17 protein-coding genes are annotated in these 19,383 nt (G+C 38.6%); 10 read left to right on the top strand and 7 right to left on the bottom strand.

Annotated features, from left to right (window positions below; genetic code table 11):
• Positions 1 to 54: 54 nt before the first annotated feature.
• Positions 55 to 1,752: an NAD-dependent malic enzyme gene (locus PH4a_RS12680; protein ID WP_129040199.1), complete on the top strand. Its 1,698-nt coding sequence runs from the start codon at positions 55 to 57 to the stop codon at positions 1,750 to 1,752.
• Positions 1,753 to 1,894: 142 nt separating this feature from the next.
• On the top strand, positions 1,895 to 2,620 hold the full coding sequence (gene sanA, locus PH4a_RS12675) for an outer membrane permeability protein SanA (protein WP_129040197.1): 726 nt from the start codon (positions 1,895 to 1,897) through the stop codon (positions 2,618 to 2,620).
• Here the strand turns inward: sanA and yeiB are convergent.
• The 3 genes from yeiB to PH4a_RS12660 form a co-directional block, all read right to left on the bottom strand.
• Positions 2,617 to 3,768, bottom strand: coding sequence for a DUF418 domain-containing protein YeiB (gene yeiB, locus PH4a_RS12670; RefSeq protein ID WP_129040195.1), 1,152 nt, complete (start codon positions 3,766 to 3,768; stop codon positions 2,617 to 2,619). The genes sanA and yeiB overlap by 4 nt on opposite strands.
• Positions 3,769 to 3,777: 9 nt before the next feature.
• Positions 3,778 to 4,437, bottom strand: coding sequence for a GTP cyclohydrolase I FolE (gene folE, locus PH4a_RS12665; RefSeq protein ID WP_129040193.1), 660 nt, complete (start codon positions 4,435 to 4,437; stop codon positions 3,778 to 3,780).
• Positions 4,438 to 4,583: 146 nt separating this feature from the next.
• Positions 4,584 to 5,753 carry a YbfB/YjiJ family MFS transporter gene (locus tag PH4a_RS12660; protein WP_129040191.1) on the bottom strand — a complete coding sequence of 390 codons (1,170 nt, stop codon included), beginning with the start codon at positions 5,751 to 5,753 and terminating at the stop codon, positions 4,584 to 4,586.
• A gap of 214 nt (positions 5,754 to 5,967) precedes the next feature.
• Here PH4a_RS12660 and moeA point away from each other — a divergent pair, with 214 nt between their 5' ends.
• The 3 genes from moeA to PH4a_RS12645 all read left to right on the top strand — a co-directional run bounded on the left by moeA (position 5,968) and on the right by PH4a_RS12645 (position 9,953).
• Positions 5,968 to 7,209 (top strand): molybdopterin molybdotransferase MoeA, encoded by a 1,242-nt coding sequence (gene moeA / locus PH4a_RS12655; RefSeq protein ID WP_129040189.1) that lies wholly within the window; start codon positions 5,968 to 5,970, stop codon positions 7,207 to 7,209.
• A 5-nt stretch (positions 7,210 to 7,214) separates the two neighbouring features.
• Positions 7,215 to 7,982, top strand: coding sequence for a molybdopterin-synthase adenylyltransferase MoeB (gene moeB / locus PH4a_RS12650; RefSeq protein ID WP_129040187.1), 768 nt, complete (start codon positions 7,215 to 7,217; stop codon positions 7,980 to 7,982).
• A 270-nt stretch (positions 7,983 to 8,252) separates the two neighbouring features.
• Positions 8,253 to 9,953, top strand: a complete 1,701-nt coding sequence (locus PH4a_RS12645) for an amidohydrolase (protein ID WP_129040185.1) — start codon at positions 8,253 to 8,255, stop codon at positions 9,951 to 9,953.
• 93 nt (positions 9,954 to 10,046) lie between these two features.
• On the opposite strand, the gene PH4a_RS12640 is transcribed toward PH4a_RS12645, so the two are convergent.
• Together PH4a_RS12640 and PH4a_RS12635 are read right to left on the bottom strand one after the other, a co-directional pair.
• Positions 10,047 to 10,511, bottom strand: a complete 465-nt coding sequence (locus PH4a_RS12640) for a GNAT family N-acetyltransferase (RefSeq protein ID WP_129040183.1) — start codon at positions 10,509 to 10,511, stop codon at positions 10,047 to 10,049.
• A gap of 15 nt (positions 10,512 to 10,526) precedes the next feature.
• Positions 10,527 to 11,105, bottom strand: a complete 579-nt coding sequence (locus tag PH4a_RS12635) for an LOG family protein (RefSeq protein ID WP_129040181.1) — start codon at positions 11,103 to 11,105, stop codon at positions 10,527 to 10,529.
• A gap of 333 nt (positions 11,106 to 11,438) precedes the next feature.
• Here PH4a_RS12635 and rhtA point away from each other — a divergent pair, with 333 nt between their 5' ends.
• Both rhtA and dps read left to right on the top strand, forming a co-directional pair.
• Positions 11,439 to 12,329, top strand: coding sequence for a threonine/homoserine exporter RhtA (rhtA, locus tag PH4a_RS12630; protein WP_129040179.1), 891 nt, complete (start codon positions 11,439 to 11,441; stop codon positions 12,327 to 12,329).
• Between the two features lie 264 nt (positions 12,330 to 12,593).
• On the top strand, positions 12,594 to 13,100 hold the full coding sequence (gene dps, locus PH4a_RS12625; RefSeq protein WP_064719416.1) for a DNA starvation/stationary phase protection protein Dps: 507 nt from the start codon (positions 12,594 to 12,596) through the stop codon (positions 13,098 to 13,100).
• Positions 13,101 to 13,158: 58 nt separating this feature from the next.
• Here the strand turns inward: dps and dinG are convergent, their stop codons facing one another.
• On the bottom strand, positions 13,159 to 15,270 hold the full coding sequence (gene dinG, locus PH4a_RS12620) for an ATP-dependent DNA helicase DinG (RefSeq protein ID WP_129040177.1): 2,112 nt from the start codon (positions 15,268 to 15,270) through the stop codon (positions 13,159 to 13,161).
• A gap of 258 nt (positions 15,271 to 15,528) precedes the next feature.
• Here dinG and PH4a_RS12615 point away from each other — a divergent pair, with 258 nt between their 5' ends.
• From PH4a_RS12615 to fabZ, 3 genes are all read left to right on the top strand, one after another.
• Positions 15,529 to 16,437, top strand: coding sequence for a LysR family transcriptional regulator (locus PH4a_RS12615; protein WP_129040174.1), 909 nt, complete (start codon positions 15,529 to 15,531; stop codon positions 16,435 to 16,437).
• A gap of 79 nt (positions 16,438 to 16,516) precedes the next feature.
• Positions 16,517 to 17,398 (top strand): dihydrodipicolinate synthase family protein, encoded by an 882-nt coding sequence (locus PH4a_RS12610; protein ID WP_129040172.1) that lies wholly within the window; start codon positions 16,517 to 16,519, stop codon positions 17,396 to 17,398.
• A 50-nt stretch (positions 17,399 to 17,448) separates the two neighbouring features.
• The gene (fabZ, locus tag PH4a_RS12605; protein ID WP_064719412.1) at positions 17,449 to 17,874 is read left to right on the top strand and encodes a 3-hydroxyacyl-ACP dehydratase FabZ; all 426 of its coding nucleotides are present in this window, start codon (positions 17,449 to 17,451) and stop codon (positions 17,872 to 17,874) included.
• 114 nt (positions 17,875 to 17,988) lie between these two features.
• Here fabZ and PH4a_RS12600 read toward each other — a convergent pair whose 3' ends face one another.
• Complete coding sequence (locus PH4a_RS12600) at positions 17,989 to 19,362, bottom strand: MmgE/PrpD family protein (RefSeq protein ID WP_129040170.1); 1,374 nt, start codon at positions 19,360 to 19,362, stop codon at positions 17,989 to 17,991.
• Between the last annotated feature and the right edge of the window lie 21 nt (positions 19,363 to 19,383).

Here is a 19,383-nt window from a genome sequence, read left to right as displayed (position 1 = left end):
TTTTGTAGGATCTACAATTGTCATGTGACTAACTGCCTTACAAGAGTATTTTTCATGGAACTGGAACACGAAAGTAAACGCCCTCTCTATATCCCGTATGCAGGTCCAATCCTGCTTGAATTTCCCCTGTTAAATAAAGGTAGTGCTTTCAGCGAAGAAGAACGCAGCACCTTTAACTTACATGGTTTACTGCCAGAGGCAGTTGAAACGATTGAAGAACAGGTAGAACGTGCTTATCGCCAATATCTTGATTTTAAAAACGATAACGATAAACATATTTATCTTAGAAACATTCAAGACACCAATGAAACGCTATTTTACCGTTTATTGGAATCGCACCTGACTGAAATGATGCCTATCATTTACACACCAACAGTTGGTGAAGCTTGTGAACATTTCTCTGATATATACCGTCGTGCGCGTGGGCTTTTTATCTCTTACCCAAATCGTGCAAATATCGACGACATGCTACAAAACGCCACCAAACAGAACGTAAAAGTGATTGTTGTCACTGATGGCGAACGTATCCTTGGTTTAGGCGATCAGGGTATCGGTGGAATGGGTATTCCTATCGGTAAGCTCTCATTATACACCGCTTGTGGTGGTATTAGCCCTGCTTATACTTTACCTGTTGTATTAGATGTTGGTACCAATAATCCACAACGATTAAACGACCCACTTTATATGGGTTGGCGTCATCCTCGGATTACGGGTGATGAATATAACGAATTCGTTGATGAATTTATTCAAGCTGTTAAACGTCGCTGGCCAAATGTTTTATTGCAATTTGAAGACTTTGCTCAGAAAAACGCAATGCCACTATTAAACCGTTATCGTGATCAATTATGTTGCTTTAACGATGACATTCAAGGTACTGCTGCTGTCACATTAGGTAGCTTAATTGCCGCCAGCCGCGCTGCGGGTCGTCAGTTAAAAGATCAAACAGTGACTTTCTTGGGTGCAGGCTCTGCTGGCTGTGGTATTGCAGAACAAATTATTGCTCAAATGAAATCTGAAGGATTAAGTGACGAGCAAGCCCGTGAACGTATTTTCATGGTTGACCGTTTTGGTTTATTAACCGATAAGCTACCAAATCTTCTTGATTTCCAGAGTAAATTGATTCAAAAAACCGAGTCTATTGCGAGTTGGGCAACTGAAAGTGATGCTATATCGCTATTCGAAGTGGTTAAAAATGCCAAACCAACCATTCTAATTGGTGTGTCAGGACAAGCCGGCTTATTCACTGAAGAAATCATTCGTGAAATGCACAAGCATTGTGAACGCCCTATTGTGATGCCTTTATCAAACCCAACATCACGAGTTGAAGCGCGCCCTGAAGATATTATCAATTGGACTGATGGACAAGCACTGGTCGCTACCGGCAGCCCATTTGCTCCTGTAATATACAAAGAGAAAGAATATCCAATTGCACAATGCAATAACTCTTATATATTCCCGGGAATTGGTTTAGGTGCTATTGCTAGTGGTGCAAAACGTGTCACTGATGCGATGCTTATGGTTGCAAGCCGTGCATTAGCGGATTGCTCACCAATGGCGAAAGATGGTAATGGTTCACTACTACCTTTACTTGATGAGATCCAACAAGTCTCGCGTTACATTGCAAAACAAGTAGCAAAAGAAGCGCAAGTACAAGGTGTTGCAACTGTCACTTCAGACTCAGCATTAGATGAAGCAATAGAACAAAATTATTGGGAACCGGAATACCGTATTTATAAGCGTACTTCATTCTAATATTAATTAGAATGACTAAGTACCATTCTGAAAAGCGCGCCATTACCCAATATGATGCGCTTTTTTCTTGCTTCCCTACTCTTGCTCAAGTAGCCTTTAGTGTAATTATGTTTTTAAAATCATGCGTCACTAAGGCAAGGAAATGCTAAAACGCCTCATCTATCTATCTTTGACACTATTCACGATACTTACTATTGCCCTTATCGCTAGTGATCGCTGGATCGGTTGGAAAACCAATCAATATATTTTTGATGATATCGATAAGCTTCCTGCTAAAAAAGTGGGTATGGTATTAGGCACATCTAAATATTATACCAGCGGTTATATTAATCAGTTTTATCAATATCGTATTCAAGGCGCTGTAAATGCTTATAACAGCGGGAAAGTACAATATTTACTATTAAGCGGCGATAACTCTCAACACAGCTATAACGAACCTAACACCATGCGCAAAGACTTAATAAAAGCAGGTGTGCCAGCATCCCGTATTGTGATGGATTTTGCCGGGTTTAGAACGCTAGATTCCGTTGTACGTACCAAAGAAGTATTTGGCACCGATGGCTTTACCATTATTACGCAGCGGTTTCATTGTGAACGGGCCGTATTTATTGCGTTAGAAAAAGGAATTGATGCGCAATGCTTCGCAGTTGCATCGCCCAAAAGTATGTTTAAGGTGCGTGTTCGCGAAATACTGGCAAGAACAGGTGCAATAATTGATCTTTACATTCTTAAGCGTGAGCCTCGCTTTTTGGGGCCGCCAGAAGCCATTCCGCCTATTCACACTATTCCTGAAGGAACAAAAGGCTATCCCGCGGTTTCACCAGAAGAAGTTGAATTACTTCCTTTAAATGATAACAAAAGCAATTAAAAGCGTTGAGCCAACCATGTTGATGATTTACGCCATAGCCACTCCATTGGACCTTGCGGAAAATAGCGTAACCAAAAAATGGCGAATGCAATATTAATAAACCAAATAACAACGACAAAAGGCATCAATTCAGGCAAAGTAAATTGATTAAATAAGCCTATACGCTGAAAAATAACCACACCCATAATACTTTGCGATAAATAGATAGTCAGTGCCATTTTACCAACGCAACGTAGTGCATAAGCAAAAAACGAATGCTGTATTAATGGCCAACTCCAATATAACAACGCAATATAACCCAGACTTTGTATCACTTGGATAAGCATCGTAAGTGGCTGAGCAATAATTGCAGACCAATGGTAATCCCAATTTAAATAATAGTCTGTCAACACAATACCCGCTTGTAATAACAAACTGGTGGTTAAAAAATAGAAAGCAATATAACCATAATGTGTTCGGCTAAATTTTTGTTGTAACCAACCCGATGCCATTAGAGCAGAGCCCACCAGCATTGCACCTAATAAAAACCAGCTATACTGGCGTATTAAGTTAAATAAAAACAGACTAAGTTCCTGCCAGTGAAAATAAATACTTGTAATGTAATCCCCTGTTTTCCAACTTGATTCACTTAATCGAGAAAAAGGTGTGCTATACCAAACAAAATCGGCAAAATTGCGATAATAATAAAACAACACACCAAGAATAATAGCGCCTAAAAAATAAAGCGTTCCACCTAATACAAATTGCTGTTTTATTGTAATAGATTTAATTAACGTAAAAACAAATAACCCGCATACGGCATAAGGAAATAAAATATCTCCTTCCCAAATAAAAAGAGTATGAAACAAACCAATTAAGATAAGAATAACTAAGCGAGAAACATTCCAGATCGTGCCCCTATGCAAAAGCAAATAGAGTGTACCACCAAATAAGAGTGCAAAAATAAACAGGAACTTACCCTGTGCAAATAAATTCAACAGCATCCATGTGATACGTTCAGCAAAAGATGCCTCTCCACCATGAACTGGATTAAACGAGGCAATCCTTAGTAGCGCAAAGCCAGAAATATTGAGTAATAAAATACCAAGGATCGCCATTCCTCTCAACGCATCTAAAGCTTCGATACGCTGATTTGACGTATTATTCATTCACTATTCTCAAAGATGGCGAACGGCGCGTAAAAATTCCTGACGCGTATTTTGACTTGATTTAAATAGCCCACCGAGAGAGGTTGTTGTTGTAGCACTAGTTGCATCACGAATACCACGCGCTTTTACACAATAATGAACAGCATCAATAGATACAGCTACATTTTTAGTACCAAGTAAGGTTTGTAATGCAATCAAAATTTGCTGAGTTAAACGCTCTTGTACCTGAGGGCGTTGTGCAAAAAATTGTACAATACGATTAATTTTGGACAGGCCAATCACTTTATCTTTCGGGATATAAGCCACAATTGCTTTACCATCAATTGTCACAAAATGGTGCTCACAAGTACTGGTTAAGGTGATATCACGAACCGTAACCATTTCATCCACTTGCATTTTATTTTCAATCAATGTGATTTTAGGGAAATTGAGATAATTTAGCCCAGAAAAAATTTCATCAACATACATTTTAGCTATGCGGCGCGGTGTTTCAGCCAAACTGTCATCACTTAAATCAAGATTTAACAGTTTCATCACTTCTGTCATGTGATGTTCAATTTGCTGTTTACTCTCACTAGAAGATAAATTTGGTTCACGAAGAGGCGTTTCCAAACCACGTTCCACTAACGCAGCATGCACCCATTGCGCCTCTTTACTTAATGATGACATTGGACTCTCCGATAAATACGTTAATTAGCATCTGTTTTGTTGCCAGCGATAACAGCCTACACTTTAGATGACCTGAATCACATTATCCAGCGATACAGCATTTTTCGTTATGAAATTATTGCATTTTTGTATGAACAATTTTTATTTCAACGACTATTTTTATCTTTTATACAAACTAAAAAACCACCCATAATCAAGACAATAAATGCCACATACAATGCAGGTTCTAATTTTCCCGTTAATGCAGTAGAAAGTGATGAAATAACCGGACCAACTAACTGCCCTACCGCATAAAAGGTAGTAAGTAATCCCGCAATATAACGGCCATGATTAGGCGCTAACTCTTTGCCACGCAAAAAAGCCAGTTGAACCGCGCACATTAAGCCGCCACCAATTAAAAAAGCCCCTATTGCCAAGCCTATAATCGATGGGATCCACAAAGCAATAATAATTCCTAACGCTTGTAACCATAAGGTAATCGCTAAACGCAACTGCGTATTTAAAAAATGACGAGTTAAAATCGCAATACCAATGCACAGCGCTGCTGATGCACCAAATATAGGCCATACAAACTGCGCAACAAAGCTACCAGGAAAACGCTCTGCCGCCATTTGAGAAAGAAATGTGGCGGGCAAAATATAGCCAAAACCTGCAAAGGTATAGCCCCAAATAAGCTTTTTCATTGGTATTGTAAGCGTTAAAGGCTCTACTTTTGTTTCGTCTCGGCTCATCAACCAAGGTTTTGGTAAATGATAACTTACATATATAGCGCAAATAAATGCTAACGAACCATAAATCAGCCATCCTTGTGTTGCACTCATTTGCCACTTCATAATAAGCACAGCCAAAACACCACTTATACATATGCCAACACCCGTACCAGCATAAACAGCAACACTTAATGCAGGACGATTAAGGCGTGCCAATAATTCATTTGCCCATGAAGCCACTAACACTAAAGTCCACCCACTTGCCCAGCCAATAAAAAAACGAGTGATGCTATGCATAACAGCATCCGTTACACAAGCAGATAGCAAAGTAATAGTTACAGCACCCCATAATCCAGCCCATAACCGATAGCCAACACCTCGTGTTGCTTTCATCGCATCATAAGAACCAGCTAAATACCCTAAATAATTAAATGCTGCGACAATACTGGCACTGGTTAGCGTTAATTGAAATTCACCAATCATTAGTGGTACTTGAGGTGTAAAGGTGAAACGACCTATTCCCATCGCAACAACTAATGCCAGAAATCCACTAAAAGCGATATGAAATGCTTGTGCTGAATGGCTTTGATAATTTGGCGTATTCATGGGTATCCACAATTAAGTTTTGATTATACTGCCGATTTATTATCGTAATTATTAACATATTTAATAACAATTAAACTTTAAATGGTTAACATTATCACTATTCAATCAGGTTTGATTTTTCTCCTCAAGATGATCTCTGACATGATGATGCTCATCATGATAGATTAGTATTATGAGATAAAACAAAACAGTTCTATGGATTTTGGAGTTTATAATGAGTCAATGTCACGTTAGCGGTTTGTTATCCCTTGATGAAGCGCTAGAAAAACTGCTTGAAAAACCGGTGGCAATAACAGACACCCTTAGCATCCCATTAAATAACGCAGCAGGTTATATTTTAAGTGAAGATATTACCTCGCCACTTAATGTACCCTCTTTTGATAACTCCGCGATGGATGGCTACGGGCTTCGTTATGCAGATTTAGCAAATCAAACTCCGCTTCCTGTTGCTGGTAAAGCTTTTGCTGGTGTACCTTTTGAGGGTGAATTACCTGTAGGTCACTGTGTTCGTATTATGACGGGCGCAATGGTGCCTACAGATGTTGATACTGTCATTATGCAAGAAGAAGCAGAAGTAACTGAAAACGGTGTTCGTTTTTCTCACCCAGCAAAAAAAGGGCAAAATATTCGCCATATTGGTGAAGATATAAAAGAAAACGACATTGTATTAGCCGCAGGTACAAAACTCTCTACAGCCCAATTACCGCTAATAGCCTCTTTAGGTATCGCCAACGTTCAAGTTTATCGTCCATTAAAAGTCGCTGTATTTTCAACTGGTGATGAGCTACAAACCATTGGTCAACCGCTAAAAACAGGTCAAATTTACGATACTAACCGCTTTGCCGTACGTTTAATGCTGGAAAAACTGGGTTGTGAAGTGCTCGATTTCGGTGTTATTCCCGACTCACCAGAAAAACTACGTGAAACCTTTATGAAAGCCGATCAAGAAGCCGATTTAGTCATCAGCAGTGGCGGTGTTTCCGTGGGCGAAGCGGATTATACCAAACAGATGCTAGATGAAATTGGTAAAATTGGTTTTTGGAAGCTGGCTATTAAACCGGGTAAACCTTTTGCTTTCGGTCATTTACACAATGCATGGTTTTGTGGGTTACCGGGTAATCCAGTTTCAGCAACCGTCACTTTTTATCAATTAGTTCAGCCATTAATTGCACGTTTATCTGGTTTTAGCCAATGGAAAGCACCACAACGTTTTCAAGCAATCACCCAATGTTCGCTGAAAAAATCAGTAGGTCGTCTTGATTTTCAGCGCGGTATCGCCAGTATTAATGCAGATGGCGCATGGCAAGTTGAAACAACAGGCCACCAAGGTTCACATATTTATAGCTCTTTTAGTGTGGCAAATTGCTTTATCGTATTAGAACGTGAACGCGGCAAGGTTGCCGCAGGTGAAACCGTTACTATCGAGCTGTTTAATCCTTTGTTAAAAAGCGAATAATCGATATGAATATCGAGCTAACCGATGAAGAAACGATAAGATACAATCGCCAAATTGTATTGCGGGGCTTTGATTTTGATGGTCAAGAGGCACTAAAAAGTGCCTCCGTTTTGATTGTCGGTGTGGGTGGTTTAGGCTGTAGTGCATCGCAATATTTAGCGGCTGCGGGTGTAGGAAAGTTAACTTTACTCGATTTTGATACCGTTTCATTATCTAATCTTCAGCGTCAAATTCTTCATCGTGATACGACGATAGGTCAACCTAAGGTACTGTCGGCAAAAGCAACATTAGAAGCGATTAATCCCAACGTTATTATTAATACAGTAAATGCGTTACTTGAAGAAGACGCACTCAACACACTGATTAAACAACATAATATTGTGATGGATTGTACAGATAACGTAATGATACGTGAGCAACTTAATCGGCTTTGTTTCCAACAGAAAAAACCATTAGTTTCTGGTGCAGCAATTAGGATGGAAGGTCAAATTAGCGTATTTACCTACCAAAATGATGAACCTTGCTATCGCTGCCTTAGTCACCTTTTTGGCGATAATGCATTAAGTTGTGTTGAAGCTGGCATTATGGCGCCAGTTGTAGGCACTATCGGAACGTTACAAGCTGTTGAAGCAATAAAACTACTTACCGGCTATGGTGAAAACCTCTATGGTAAAGTGCTGATGTTTGATGCAATGAGAATGCAGTTTCGTGAATTTAAATTGCCCAAAAATCCTCATTGTGAAGTTTGCTCAACACACTCACCAGATAACTAACCTTTTCTATCATCAATACTAATAAGGCAGGAATATCTCACACCACCTGCCTTATCTCTCTCAGTATTATTCTTTTATGCTATTTAGCATCTTTTAAATACTGTTCTAGGTATAACCCCTAGTTAAATCAATGTAACAAGCTTGTAGTATTTACCTTGATTTTCTAATATGACCGACCGCGTTAAACGCAACAGGATTTCCTATAAGCACGAAAGCAAAATAGCAATCACCACAAGCAATACAATCAACACAGCTAGACAAGGCAGAATAATGACATTTCAAATTGCAGAAACGCTCTATTACAACGGATATATTTATACCGCAGATAATAACAACAGTATCCTTAATGCTATCGCTATATCTCAGGGATTTATTATCGCCACAGGAACCAAAGAGAGCTTAAATTCTTTCTGTAATGAAAAAACAAAAATGATAGATTTACAAGGAAAAATGGTTATGCCGGGTATTATTGATGCCCATATGCATCCATTTTGGGGTGGTGCTACATTAGCGGGTTGCCATCTTAATTATGAGTCACTTACAATTCCTGAAATCCTTTCTCATATTCAAAATCATCTTGATAATTCTCCTGTTGATAATGATAGCGAATGGTTAAAAATCTCAGCATGGTATCGTGAAGCAATGCAACCTGAAGGTGTGCAAATGACGCGCTATCATCTTGATACTTTAAACACCCAACGCCCTATTTTGCTATTTTCAAGTGATTGTCATAGTGTTTTAGCTAATTCTCGCGCATTGGCATTGCTAAATATCACATCAGAAACGCCGGATCCACCCGACGGTAATATTGAGCGCGACGCCGATAGAACCCCGATAGGTATTCTTGAAGATGCACCTGCAATGCAGGCAATTGATAGCTTGCCGCCATTGACTGAAGCACAAAATCTAGAAATTGCACGTCATGTTCAAAAACGACTAAATGAGCAAGGCGTTACAACCATTATGGATGCGCGTGTTGGAGAGCCACAATTACGTGCTTTTAATACCTTAAGAGCGGCTGATGAGCTCACGATTCGGGTTGAAAATGCGGTTGAAATCACCCCTGATGATGTGCCTACCATTAATGATATTCCTAACGCAGTACATCATGCTGCAACACGTTTTTCACAATGGCATCAAACCAGTGAAGGGGCGAAGCCAAGTGTTGCAATTCGTCATATTAAGCTGTTTCTTGATGGCGTATTACAAGCACCAATAATGACAGCTCGCTTGCATTCACCTTATCGTATTAATGTAGGTACCGATGAAACACCACACTGGCAAATTTCAGAACATTTAGGTGATCTCTATTTTTCAGCTGAAATTTTAACACCACTAATCACAGAAATAAGCCGAGCAGGCTATCATCCTCATATTCATACCGTTGCTGAAGGCGCAATTAGCACCGCCCTTGATGCAATTGGCGAAATGCGCAATACCTTACCCAATAAAGATATTCGCCCAGGTTTAGCTCACAACGAATTAATGTGCGAAAAAGATTACGCGCGTTTTGCACAGTTAAATGTTTATCCTTTTCTTTCCTTTCAATGGGCTGGCGCAGAACAAAATAATATCGAAAAAGATATTGAGATGTTAGGTCAAGCACGGTGCCAATATCTAGAAACAGCAGGTAAATTTATTGATGCGGGTGTGACCGTTGCCTTTGGCAGTGATTGGCCAATAGATCCACTCAATGAATGGTACGATTTTAAAGTCGCGATGACACGCCAAAAAGAAGTATCAGCTCCTCGCCTTGATAATGACCGCAACCTCACATTAATCGAAGTATTACGTTCAGCGACTATTAATGCCGCTTATGCACTAGGTAGAGAACAATATATTGGCTCATTAGAACAAGGTAAATTTGCCGATATGATCATATTAGATAGAAACTTGTTTGAAATATCACCAGAAGATATTGAAAATGTCAGGGTATTGTGTACGATCATTGCGGGGAAACCCACAATTTAGCTGAATAATATAATTAATAAACCCGCTTAATCGCGGGTTTATTTTTATCTATATATGGGCTCGACAAGAATTAAATGCGTTTAATTGTACTGGTTATAAAGCTATTCCCATTACCATACTGATTTCAGTTAATCCTTCTCGCTGATAAAAACGCTTTGCTGCGCCATTTTCAGCTAATACCGACAATTCTAGATGTGTCATTTTTTGCGATTTAGCCCATTGCTTCATTGCATCTAGTAGCAAATGACCAACACCTCGACTACGTACTAAAGGATCAACCGCAATGTCGTAAATATAAGCATATTTACGCTGCACTAAACAATTAAACATGGGAGTTTCTTGGATTTGTGAAATACTAAACCCAACCACTTTCCCATCTGAATCAGCGACCAAAAGATGAAATTTATTATTTTCAATACCATTAACAATAAAGGCTTCATCTTGTTTACCGGGTTTTAATCTTTCGGGTTGTAGCTGTGCCATTTCATTAAATAGATGGGTATAAAGTACATTAATCTCATCTACATCAGATAAAATTGCTTTTCTTATTATTATCATTCTTCACCTTTATCTTTATTTATTATAGGTTTTTACTGGGGGTGCAATATAAGAATTAAATTTGTCGAGTAATTGAATTGGACACTGTTCCACAATTGCCATTGTACGGTATTTTTCGTGTAAAAATTGCTCATCAGCCATTTTATTAATCATCATTAATAATGGATCGTAGAATTGATTAATATTAAGTATACCTAATGGCTTTTGATGAAGACCAATTTGGCTCCAAGTAAACACTTCACTAAACTCTTCCAACGTACCAAAACCGCCCGGTAATGCAACAAATCCGTCCGCTAGTTCAATCATTTTACTTTTACGCTGATGCATTGTTTCAACAACATATAACTCAGACAAATTTTTATGTGAAATTTCTCGTCCTTCTAATAACGTTGGGATAACGCCAATAACTTTCCCGCCCTCTTGTAATACTGTATCAGCTAGCGTTCCCATAATTCCTACACTTGCACCACCATAAACCAAAGTGATATTTCGTTTAACTAGCTCTTGGGCAAAAATAATTGCTTGCTCTTTATAAATAGATGAAGCACCTAAACTTGAACCACAATACACGGCGATAGATTTTATGTTATTCATTTTTTATTCTCTTTTTGCTAGTTAAAACGAAGTAAAAATTATACTTGAGCTATTATTGATTACAAAGGTTAAAAGAAGTGATTTTATCCTTTTTATAAAATATCTCTCTGTTTCACTTTTATTAAATAAAATTATTTAATCAATTTATTTCTTGTATTTTATTAAAAACCAACCAACTTCAATTTTAATTTATTAAAACGAAACATAAATTAAATAAAATAAATAATAAATAATTATATTAAATACCATGATTTTATTTTATATTATGCGATCCTTTGTTATATAGCATAACAGGGATCCACACACGAATTATTATTAACGAGGTTTATCAGGATGTTGTCAGCCAGACACTCAGCTAAATTACAGGTGTTTTACCCTGTACTGCTTTTGCTTCTTTCTATGCTTTCAATACAAAGCGGTGCTTCTCTGGCAAAAAGCCTATTTCCTGTTATTGGTGCCCCAGCTGTTACCGCATTACGACTGCTATTGGGGACTTTAATACTCTTTTTTATTTTTAAACCGTGGCGAATAAAATTTACTCGTGAATCATTAATGCCATTGTTTTTATATGGTTTATCTCTCGGCGCAATGAACTATTTGTTCTATCTCGCACTAGAGACTATTCCATTAGGCATTGCCGTTGCTCTCGAATTTACTGGACCATTGGCAGTTGCAATGTTCTCTTCACGTAGAGCCATCGACTTTGTCTGGATTATCTTAGTTATTGCAGGGTTAGGATTATTATTACCGATTGGGGATAATATTCATGGACTTGATCCCCTTGGCATTCTTTATGCTTTAGGTGCAGGTGTTGGTTGGGCGTTATACATCGTATTCGGACAACGTGCAGGAAAAGGCTACGGTACCGCAACGGTTTCTATTGGTTCTTTAATTGCTGCATTTATCTTCTTCCCTATTGGATTAATGCAAAGTAGCCCTGAGCTTATGTTTAGTTGGTCTATTTTACCTATCGCATTGGTTATTGCGATTTTATCTACCGCATTTCCTTATACACTAGAAATGATTGCGCTTACTCGTTTACCCGCCAAAACCTTTGGTACTCTGATGAGTTTAGAGCCTTGTATGGGCGCGTTTATTGGTATTATCTTCCTTCATGAACACCTCACTTTAATACAGTGGGTTGCCCTTGCATTTATTGTTCTTGCTTCTATTGGCTCAACCACCACAATGAAAAGTAAGACAAAAATTGAAGAAGTAAAATAGGTAATTAACTTATTTTATGATTAACAAAATAAAAAGGGATCGTAAGATCCCTTTTACTTATTAAATAATAACTTTACGGAGCTATCATTGCTATTTTAATAGCTTTGGCTTACCCTAAATAGACTATTTAGATAGTTTACATTTTGCCAAGAGATGACCTATCAATTTAATAGTATTAAGCGATAAGACTAACCATTAATAATTCACTATCATAATTACCAGAAATTAAGATTTTGATTTATTAATTATTTAGGGAGAACGATTATGAGTACTGCTAAATTAGTCAAATCCACACCTTCAACCCTGCTTTATACCCGTAATAATCTTGATGACAGTGTTAAACTGCACACTATCGAATTACTTCAGCAGATGGTGACTCAGTTTATCGACTTGTCTCTCATCACAAAACAAGCTCACTGGAATATGCGTGGCAGAAATTTTATTTCTGTACATGAAATGGTTGATGGCTTCCGCGATACCATTAATGAGCACACAGATACTTTCGCAGAACGTATTGTCCAATTAGGCGGTGTAGTACTTGGTACAGCGCAAACTGTTAGCAAAAAGACACCACTAAAAGCCTACCCATTAGATATTCATGATGTACAAGAGCACTTAAAAGCACTTGCAGACCGTTATGCGATAGTGGCTAACGATATTCGCAAAGCTATCGATGAAGCCGAAGATGAGGACACCGCGGATATGTTTACAGCCGCATCTCGTGATCTTGATAAATTCTTATGGTTCCTAGAAGCGAATATTGAAAATTAATAAGCGGTAATAAAATCATTATTATTACTTAAAAAGACTGTCATTAAAGGCAGTCTTTTTATTTATTCTCTTGAGGCATTTCTGGCTGATAAATCGGAAATACAGGAAGAGCAGTTAATAAACGAGAACCATAATTTTTAGTTAATAAGCGTTTATCATAAATAACAATTTCGCCATGACAATGGTGACTTCTAATTAATCGCCCTACTTGCTGAATTAAATTAAACGATGCACTCGGTAAACTTTGCACTTCAAAGGGATAACGTTTAAGCGATTTTAACCATTCCCCCTCAGTGACAATAACGGGATCAGTGACAGGTGGAAACGCAATTTTATGAATATGCACCTGCGTTAAATAATCACCTTTCAAATCTAATCCTTCAGCAAAAGATTGTAGACCAATTAAAACACTATTATCACCAGCATCAATACGTTTGCAATGCGTTTCGACTAATCGATAACGGGGTTGATCACCTTGCACCAGCAAACATAAACGTAAATCTTTTACTTGCTCTAAAAAACCTTCCATCGCACGTTGGCTACTAAACAGAACTAATTGTCCACGATGGTTATTTTCTTTCATTTGTTGACGAAAATAACACGCCATCTCTTTTAAATGCTCGACTTCATTATGAATGGTTGGCTCATAATTCATTTGCGGAATAATTAATTTACCCTGTTTTTCATGCGTAAATGGCGATGATAATGCGATAAAGCGATCATCAAAGTGTTCACTTAATCCTGTTAATTCTTGAATACGTGAAAAGCTATTTAAAGAACGTAAAGTCGCAGATGTCACAACAATATGAGGGATATTACGCCATAACAGCTGAGTAAGCTGCTCACTAACACGAATACCCGCACAATGAAAAGAGAGATGAGATTGTTTTTTCTCATAACGACGCGTAAGCCATTTTGAGACAGGTGCTTTTGATGTTTGTTCTAATGTCGCTAAACGCCACAGTTTTGACATATTTTCTAAATAACCCACCATTCTGCTGGTGGTTAAAATAGCCCGATGTAAACGCACCACATCTTCTTTTGCCGTACGCTCTGTTAAATCACTCAGAATGGCTTCACCTAATATTTTTAAGCCATCAGTAAGTTTAAAGAGTGACTGACAGCTTAATAATAGCTGTTCTGGCAATTCCCCTAATGGAAAAATATACTCATCTTTTTCACTGCGTTCAGGTAGTAAGGCGCGAGTAAAGGTATCAACATCTTGATAAGTTTCACGTAATTTTGCTATATGCGCATCAAAACGAATGGGATCAGCCAATTTGGGTGGTTTTACAGGAACAAACTGCGCTAAATATTGGCTCACATGTCGAGTAATATTATCAAGTTGGCTATTTAGCGATAACAGTGTAATTTCACCCTCTACTTCAAGTGCATCCCTTGCTACATCAGGAATATGATGACCTTCGTCAAGTACCAAAAGTAAATTTTTAGCATCAGGTAAAACCGATTCGCTCTCCATTGCCGCCATCACTAATGAATGATTAGTAATAACAACATCAACTTCATCAATTTCACGGCGAGCAATAAAAAATGGACAGCGGTGGTAATATTGGCAATTACGTCCTAAACAGTTCATTTTATCAGTACTAATTTTGCGCCATAAGCTGTCTGTTAATGATCGTTTATGGTGATCGCGTAAACCATCCCAACCAAAACTGGTAAAATCTTGCTTTAACTCTTGGCAAATATCGCGTTCTGCGCTGGTTGCAATATCTACTTTATCTTCAAGCAGAAACATTAAATCAATTTGCTCACCTTCTGTCGCACAAATTGCCGCTAAATTACGCGGACACAAATAACGACCACGACCAAATGCGCCAGTAAAAGTAAGATCAGGAATGATTTTTTTCAGTAATGGTAAATCTTTACTATAGATTTGATCTTGTAATGCCACATTGGCAGTACTAATAATCAGCGGTTTTTTCTCGTCTCGGCTAATCGCAATTCCCGGAATAAGATAAGAGAGGGTTTTACCTACTCCTGTTGGCGCTTCTATCACCAAATGGCGTCCGGCATCATCTGAAAAAGTCTTAGCAACCTCAGCGATCATTTGTCGCTGTGGCGCTCGAGGAACAAACCCGTCAATATGATCTGGCAAGGCTTTATACCACTGACTTATTTGATTTTTCACGGACTGGGAAAGGGACATAACCACTCTGTTGCTGAGTTAAAAAAGAGCGCCATTGTCTCATAACACTGTATAAAAATCAGTAGTTACCTTCATTTACTCTTATTTTTCATCAAATAGTGGGTAACACTACGAAATTATTGAGCTTAGTTATAGATTATTAATTCAACTCTTTTTAGTATGAATAACGCTTTACGTAATACTTAAAATAGCTTTCTAACAAAATATTATTTCATTTGCATAACACACAACACCAACCCTTTTGAAGAGATAATAAAAATGACTTCTGCAAAGCGCCCTATTTTTAATTTAGAGCTCGATTTACTCAGAACTTTTGTTGCTGTCGTTGATGGCAATACATTTGCCGCTGCCGCTGAATCTGTGTGTCGTACCCAGTCTGCCGTTAGCCAGCAAATGCAACGTCTTGAATCCCTTATAGGAAAAGAACTCTTTGCTCGCCAAGGGCGCAATAAAACACTGACTGAAGCAGGTATGCAGTTACTCAACTATGCGCGACGTATTTTACGACTTAATGATGAAGCCTGCCTTTCGCTAATGCATGAAGAAATAGACGGCATTTTAAAAATAGGCTCGCCTGACGACACCGCAAACACTATTTTACCTGATCTATTAGCGCGATTTTCTGGCGCTTATCCTCGCCTGATTATGGAGATTATTGTTAAACGAAGCCCGTTTCTTATGTCGATGTTAGAAAATAACGAGCTTGATTTGGTTATTTCTACAGAAGAGCATGTAGGCTATCCAAAAATTGTTTTACGCGTATCACCTTCACTGTGGTATTGCGGAAAGCACTTTCGATTTGATCTTGATGAACCGTTACCGTTAGTTGTTCTTAATGAACCAAGCACTTACCGCGACATGATGATTAATCATCTTGATCAGCAAGGTATTCGTTGGCGAATTGCTTATATTGCCACCACTCTTTCAGGTGCCCGCGCTGCTGTTCGTGCTGGTTTAGGCGTTATGGCGCGCTCAATAGAACTTTCAGGAGATGATTTACGCATTTTGGGCGAGAAAGAGGGATTACCTGTACTTCCTGCTATTCATTATAATCTTTATCTTAATTCCAATAGCCCTGCTAAAGCTGCTCAAATATTGTTTGATTCATTAAAAAATGAGCAAAATGAAGTTATAAATCATGCTGATATTACTCATCAACAGGATTAAACAAAGACTAACAATCCAATTAAAATAATCAAGAACAGCGATAAATAACACGCTAAAAATATAAAACAGGACACCGATTATGACTCACTTTCATGGTATTTTTCCTTATCTTGTCTCTCCCATCGATCAACATAAAGGTATTGTACTAGAGGCTTCATTACGCCGCCTTATTGAGCACCTTATTGAGAGTGGCGTTCATGGCTTAAGCCCGCTAGGTAGTACTGGCGAATATGCTTATCTTTCACAAGCACAGCGTAATGAAATTGTCCGTATTACCGTAGATCAAACCGCTGGCCGTATTCCTGTCATCGCGGGTGTCGCAGGGTTTTCAACTGCCGATGCCTGTCATCAAGCTGAGCAATACGCCAAACTGGGTGTCGATGGCATGGTGTTGATTTCACAAAAAATGTATCCACTAAGTGAAAGCGCACAAGCGGGTTATTTTCGTACTATCGCAGAAGCATTCCCTGAAAAATCAATGACTATTTATACTAATCCGGGTTTATTAGGTGATGTTCTTCCTATTTCTCTCTTCAATGAACTCAGTTATGTACCTAACATTGAATATATTAAAGATGCCTCTAGTAATACTGGGCGATTATTAACCATGATTAACACCTTTGGTGATCGCGTTAAAATCTTTAGTGCATCAGCACATATTCCATTGCTAGTACTAAAACTGGGTGGCGTAGGTTGGATGGCCGGACCTGCTTGTGTTTTACCCAAACAATGCGTCGAACTTTATCAATTAGCAACTCAAGGCGATTTTGATACTGCACTGGAGAAACAAAAAGAAATGTGGCAAATCAACGAAGCTTTTACTAAATACTCATTGGCATCTTGTATTAAAGCCTCATTAAATATTCAAGGATTTGAAGTCGGCGATCCTATTTTACCTCAAGAGCCACTCAATGAATCAGCTTTAACTGATTTACGCCACATTATTACGAGTCTAGAATAACGACTCTTTTGTAGCGGCTATGTGCTTTAGTCACCCATTGGAGGCGTTGAATGCCGATCTCAGTGAACGAAATAATGGAAATTTTACCTCATCGTTATCCCTTTTTACTTATTGATAGCGTAATTTCAGAACCATTAGAACTCGCTGAGGGAAAATTGACTGCACTTAAAAACGTCACCACTAACGATACCGTCGTTTATGGTGAGTTTTACCCCCCGTTATTGCTGCTTGAAAGTATGGCTCAAGCAGCAGGCGTCTTAGCTCATTATTACCTTTCGCCTATGGCAACAGGGCAGCAATGTTATTTTGCCAGTATTAAAAATGCGCGTTTTTATGATGTGGTAAAAGCTGGCGATCAACTGCATTTTGATATTCAATTTCGCCGACAGCGTCGAACGATTGTTAGTTTTTCAGGCGTTGCACGTATTGGCGATAACATTGTTTGTACATCAGAATTTATGTGCGCAAGACAATAAAAACTTATTTATCATTAAGTTACTCAATAAAAAACACAGAAAATAAAGGATTGGTTAATCAAACCAATCCCGCTAAAGGGTTAAAAGGGTTATTTAACTTTGCTCGCTAAGTGCTTATCTACGCAGTAATTGCGTGATTTCTGAAATATCTACTGTTTCAAATACCAACACTTTTTCAACCAGCTGCGTTACTTGTTGATTTTCTATCACCAATGCTGTGTTATCGTAGAATTTTTTTACTACATCAGCATCCATCATCGGATTTTTAGGGTTGCCGTATTGAATATCTAACCTTTCACTAAGCTGTTCACCGCTATGTAAAGTGACAAAAATAAGCCCCGGAAAATAAGTAGGAAATGGAATTTCATCTTTTTCAGGATAACGATAACTCACTTTCTTAGCTAACATTTGAATATCTTTACGCTGTAAATTCTCAGGTAATAATGAAAATAAAGTAAGTTCATCATCTAAAAATCCTGCAGCAAACAACCAAGGTAAGCTAAATTTTGCAGCGTAAGCCGTTGTTGGCGCCCATTTTGTTTCTGGTGGCTCACAAATCAATGCCGCAGCGATAGGATCAATAACACATTCCACACTCTTAATATCATCAGCACTTATACCTCTTTTTAATAATTTACGACCACAATCTACAGTTGCATGAGCAAAATGACACACGGGATAAGGTTTAATCGAAACGTTTAAAAACTCCCATACCTCACTTAATCCCTGAGCAACTTGATTTGGCTGGGCTTGCGCTTCAATACCATGAGTATGATAGAGGCTATATCGTCCTTCAAATATTGTCTCAGGCCCTGTCATTCCCCCTTTTGCCAATGAAGCAGCAATAATGCCTGATTGCGCAGCCCATCCGGCATGAAAGCACTTTGAAGATGAGCTATTAGTTAAATATTCAGCCACACCACTCGCTTGACTTCCTGTTAGTCCCAACGCATTGGTTGTTTGTTCTGGTGTGAGTTTTAATAAAGAAGCTGCACAGGCTGTCGCGCCAAAAATCCCAGCTATTGCCGTGGCATGAAAACCTCGTTGATGAAACCCACTATGACTGGCTAAGCCTACTCGCGCCGCAACTTCCCAACCAACAATCCATGCAGTTAAAATCTCTTCTGATGATGCCCCGATAGATTCTCCTAATGCAAACGCTATTGGTGTTAAAACGGCGCTACCATGAGTAATAGAATCCGTATGTGTGTCATCAAAATCTAGTGCATGAGCAGCAATTCCATTTGCTAAAGCTGCGGCTGTTGTACTTGCTGTTAGTGAGCTTCCCCAAATAGGAATATCACCTTGGCTATCAGGTAGAAACGCGATACCTTGTCGCCCCTGAAGTGCACTTTGCTGTGTACTTCCTGCAAGTGCAACGCCTAATGTATCTAATAAATGAATTTTTGCTCGGCTAATAACTTCAACGGGTAAATCAGCAAACGTGGTTGTAGTAATAAATTGGCTTAAATGCTGACTCAATGTCATAAACACCTCGAAATCGATTAA

The organism is Proteus hauseri (genome assembly GCF_004116975.1).
In the GTDB taxonomy this organism is placed as follows: Bacteria; Pseudomonadota; Gammaproteobacteria; order Enterobacterales; family Enterobacteriaceae; genus Proteus; species Proteus hauseri.
The sequence above is the reverse complement of the archived record's forward strand: the minus strand, read 5'-3'. Positions and strand labels throughout refer to the sequence as shown.

Bases quoted from the DNA above. Each gene is read 5' to 3' on its own strand.
- PH4a_RS12635 (WP_129040181.1), bottom strand. From the start codon at position 11,105: ATGAATAACATAAAATCTATCGCCGTGTATTGTGGTTCAAGTTTAGGT.
- PH4a_RS12640 (WP_129040183.1), bottom strand. From the start codon at position 10,511: ATGATAATAATAAGAAAAGCAATTTTATCTGATGTAGATGAGATTAAT.
- yeiB (WP_129040195.1), bottom strand. From the start codon at position 3,768: ATGAATAATACGTCAAATCAGCGTATCGAAGCTTTAGATGCGTTGAGA.
- PH4a_RS12660 (WP_129040191.1), bottom strand. From the start codon at position 5,753: ATGAATACGCCAAATTATCAAAGCCATTCAGCACAAGCATTTCATATC.
- dinG (WP_129040177.1), bottom strand. From the start codon at position 15,270: ATGTCCCTTTCCCAGTCCGTGAAAAATCAAATAAGTCAGTGGTATAAA.
- dps (WP_064719416.1), top strand. From the start codon at position 12,594: ATGAGTACTGCTAAATTAGTCAAATCCACACCTTCAACCCTGCTTTAT.
- PH4a_RS12610 (WP_129040172.1), top strand. From the start codon at position 16,517: ATGACTCACTTTCATGGTATTTTTCCTTATCTTGTCTCTCCCATCGAT.
- PH4a_RS12645 (WP_129040185.1), top strand. From the start codon at position 8,253: ATGACATTTCAAATTGCAGAAACGCTCTATTACAACGGATATATTTAT.
- folE (WP_129040193.1), bottom strand. From the start codon at position 4,437: ATGTCATCATTAAGTAAAGAGGCGCAATGGGTGCATGCTGCGTTAGTG.
- moeA (WP_129040189.1), top strand. From the start codon at position 5,968: ATGAGTCAATGTCACGTTAGCGGTTTGTTATCCCTTGATGAAGCGCTA.
- rhtA (WP_129040179.1), top strand. From the start codon at position 11,439: ATGTTGTCAGCCAGACACTCAGCTAAATTACAGGTGTTTTACCCTGTA.
- PH4a_RS12615 (WP_129040174.1), top strand. From the start codon at position 15,529: ATGACTTCTGCAAAGCGCCCTATTTTTAATTTAGAGCTCGATTTACTC.
- moeB (WP_129040187.1), top strand. From the start codon at position 7,215: ATGAATATCGAGCTAACCGATGAAGAAACGATAAGATACAATCGCCAA.
- PH4a_RS12680 (WP_129040199.1), top strand. From the start codon at position 55: ATGGAACTGGAACACGAAAGTAAACGCCCTCTCTATATCCCGTATGCA.
- PH4a_RS12600 (WP_129040170.1), bottom strand. From the start codon at position 19,362: ATGACATTGAGTCAGCATTTAAGCCAATTTATTACTACAACCACGTTT.
- fabZ (WP_064719412.1), top strand. From the start codon at position 17,449: ATGCCGATCTCAGTGAACGAAATAATGGAAATTTTACCTCATCGTTAT.
- sanA (WP_129040197.1), top strand. From the start codon at position 1,895: ATGCTAAAACGCCTCATCTATCTATCTTTGACACTATTCACGATACTT.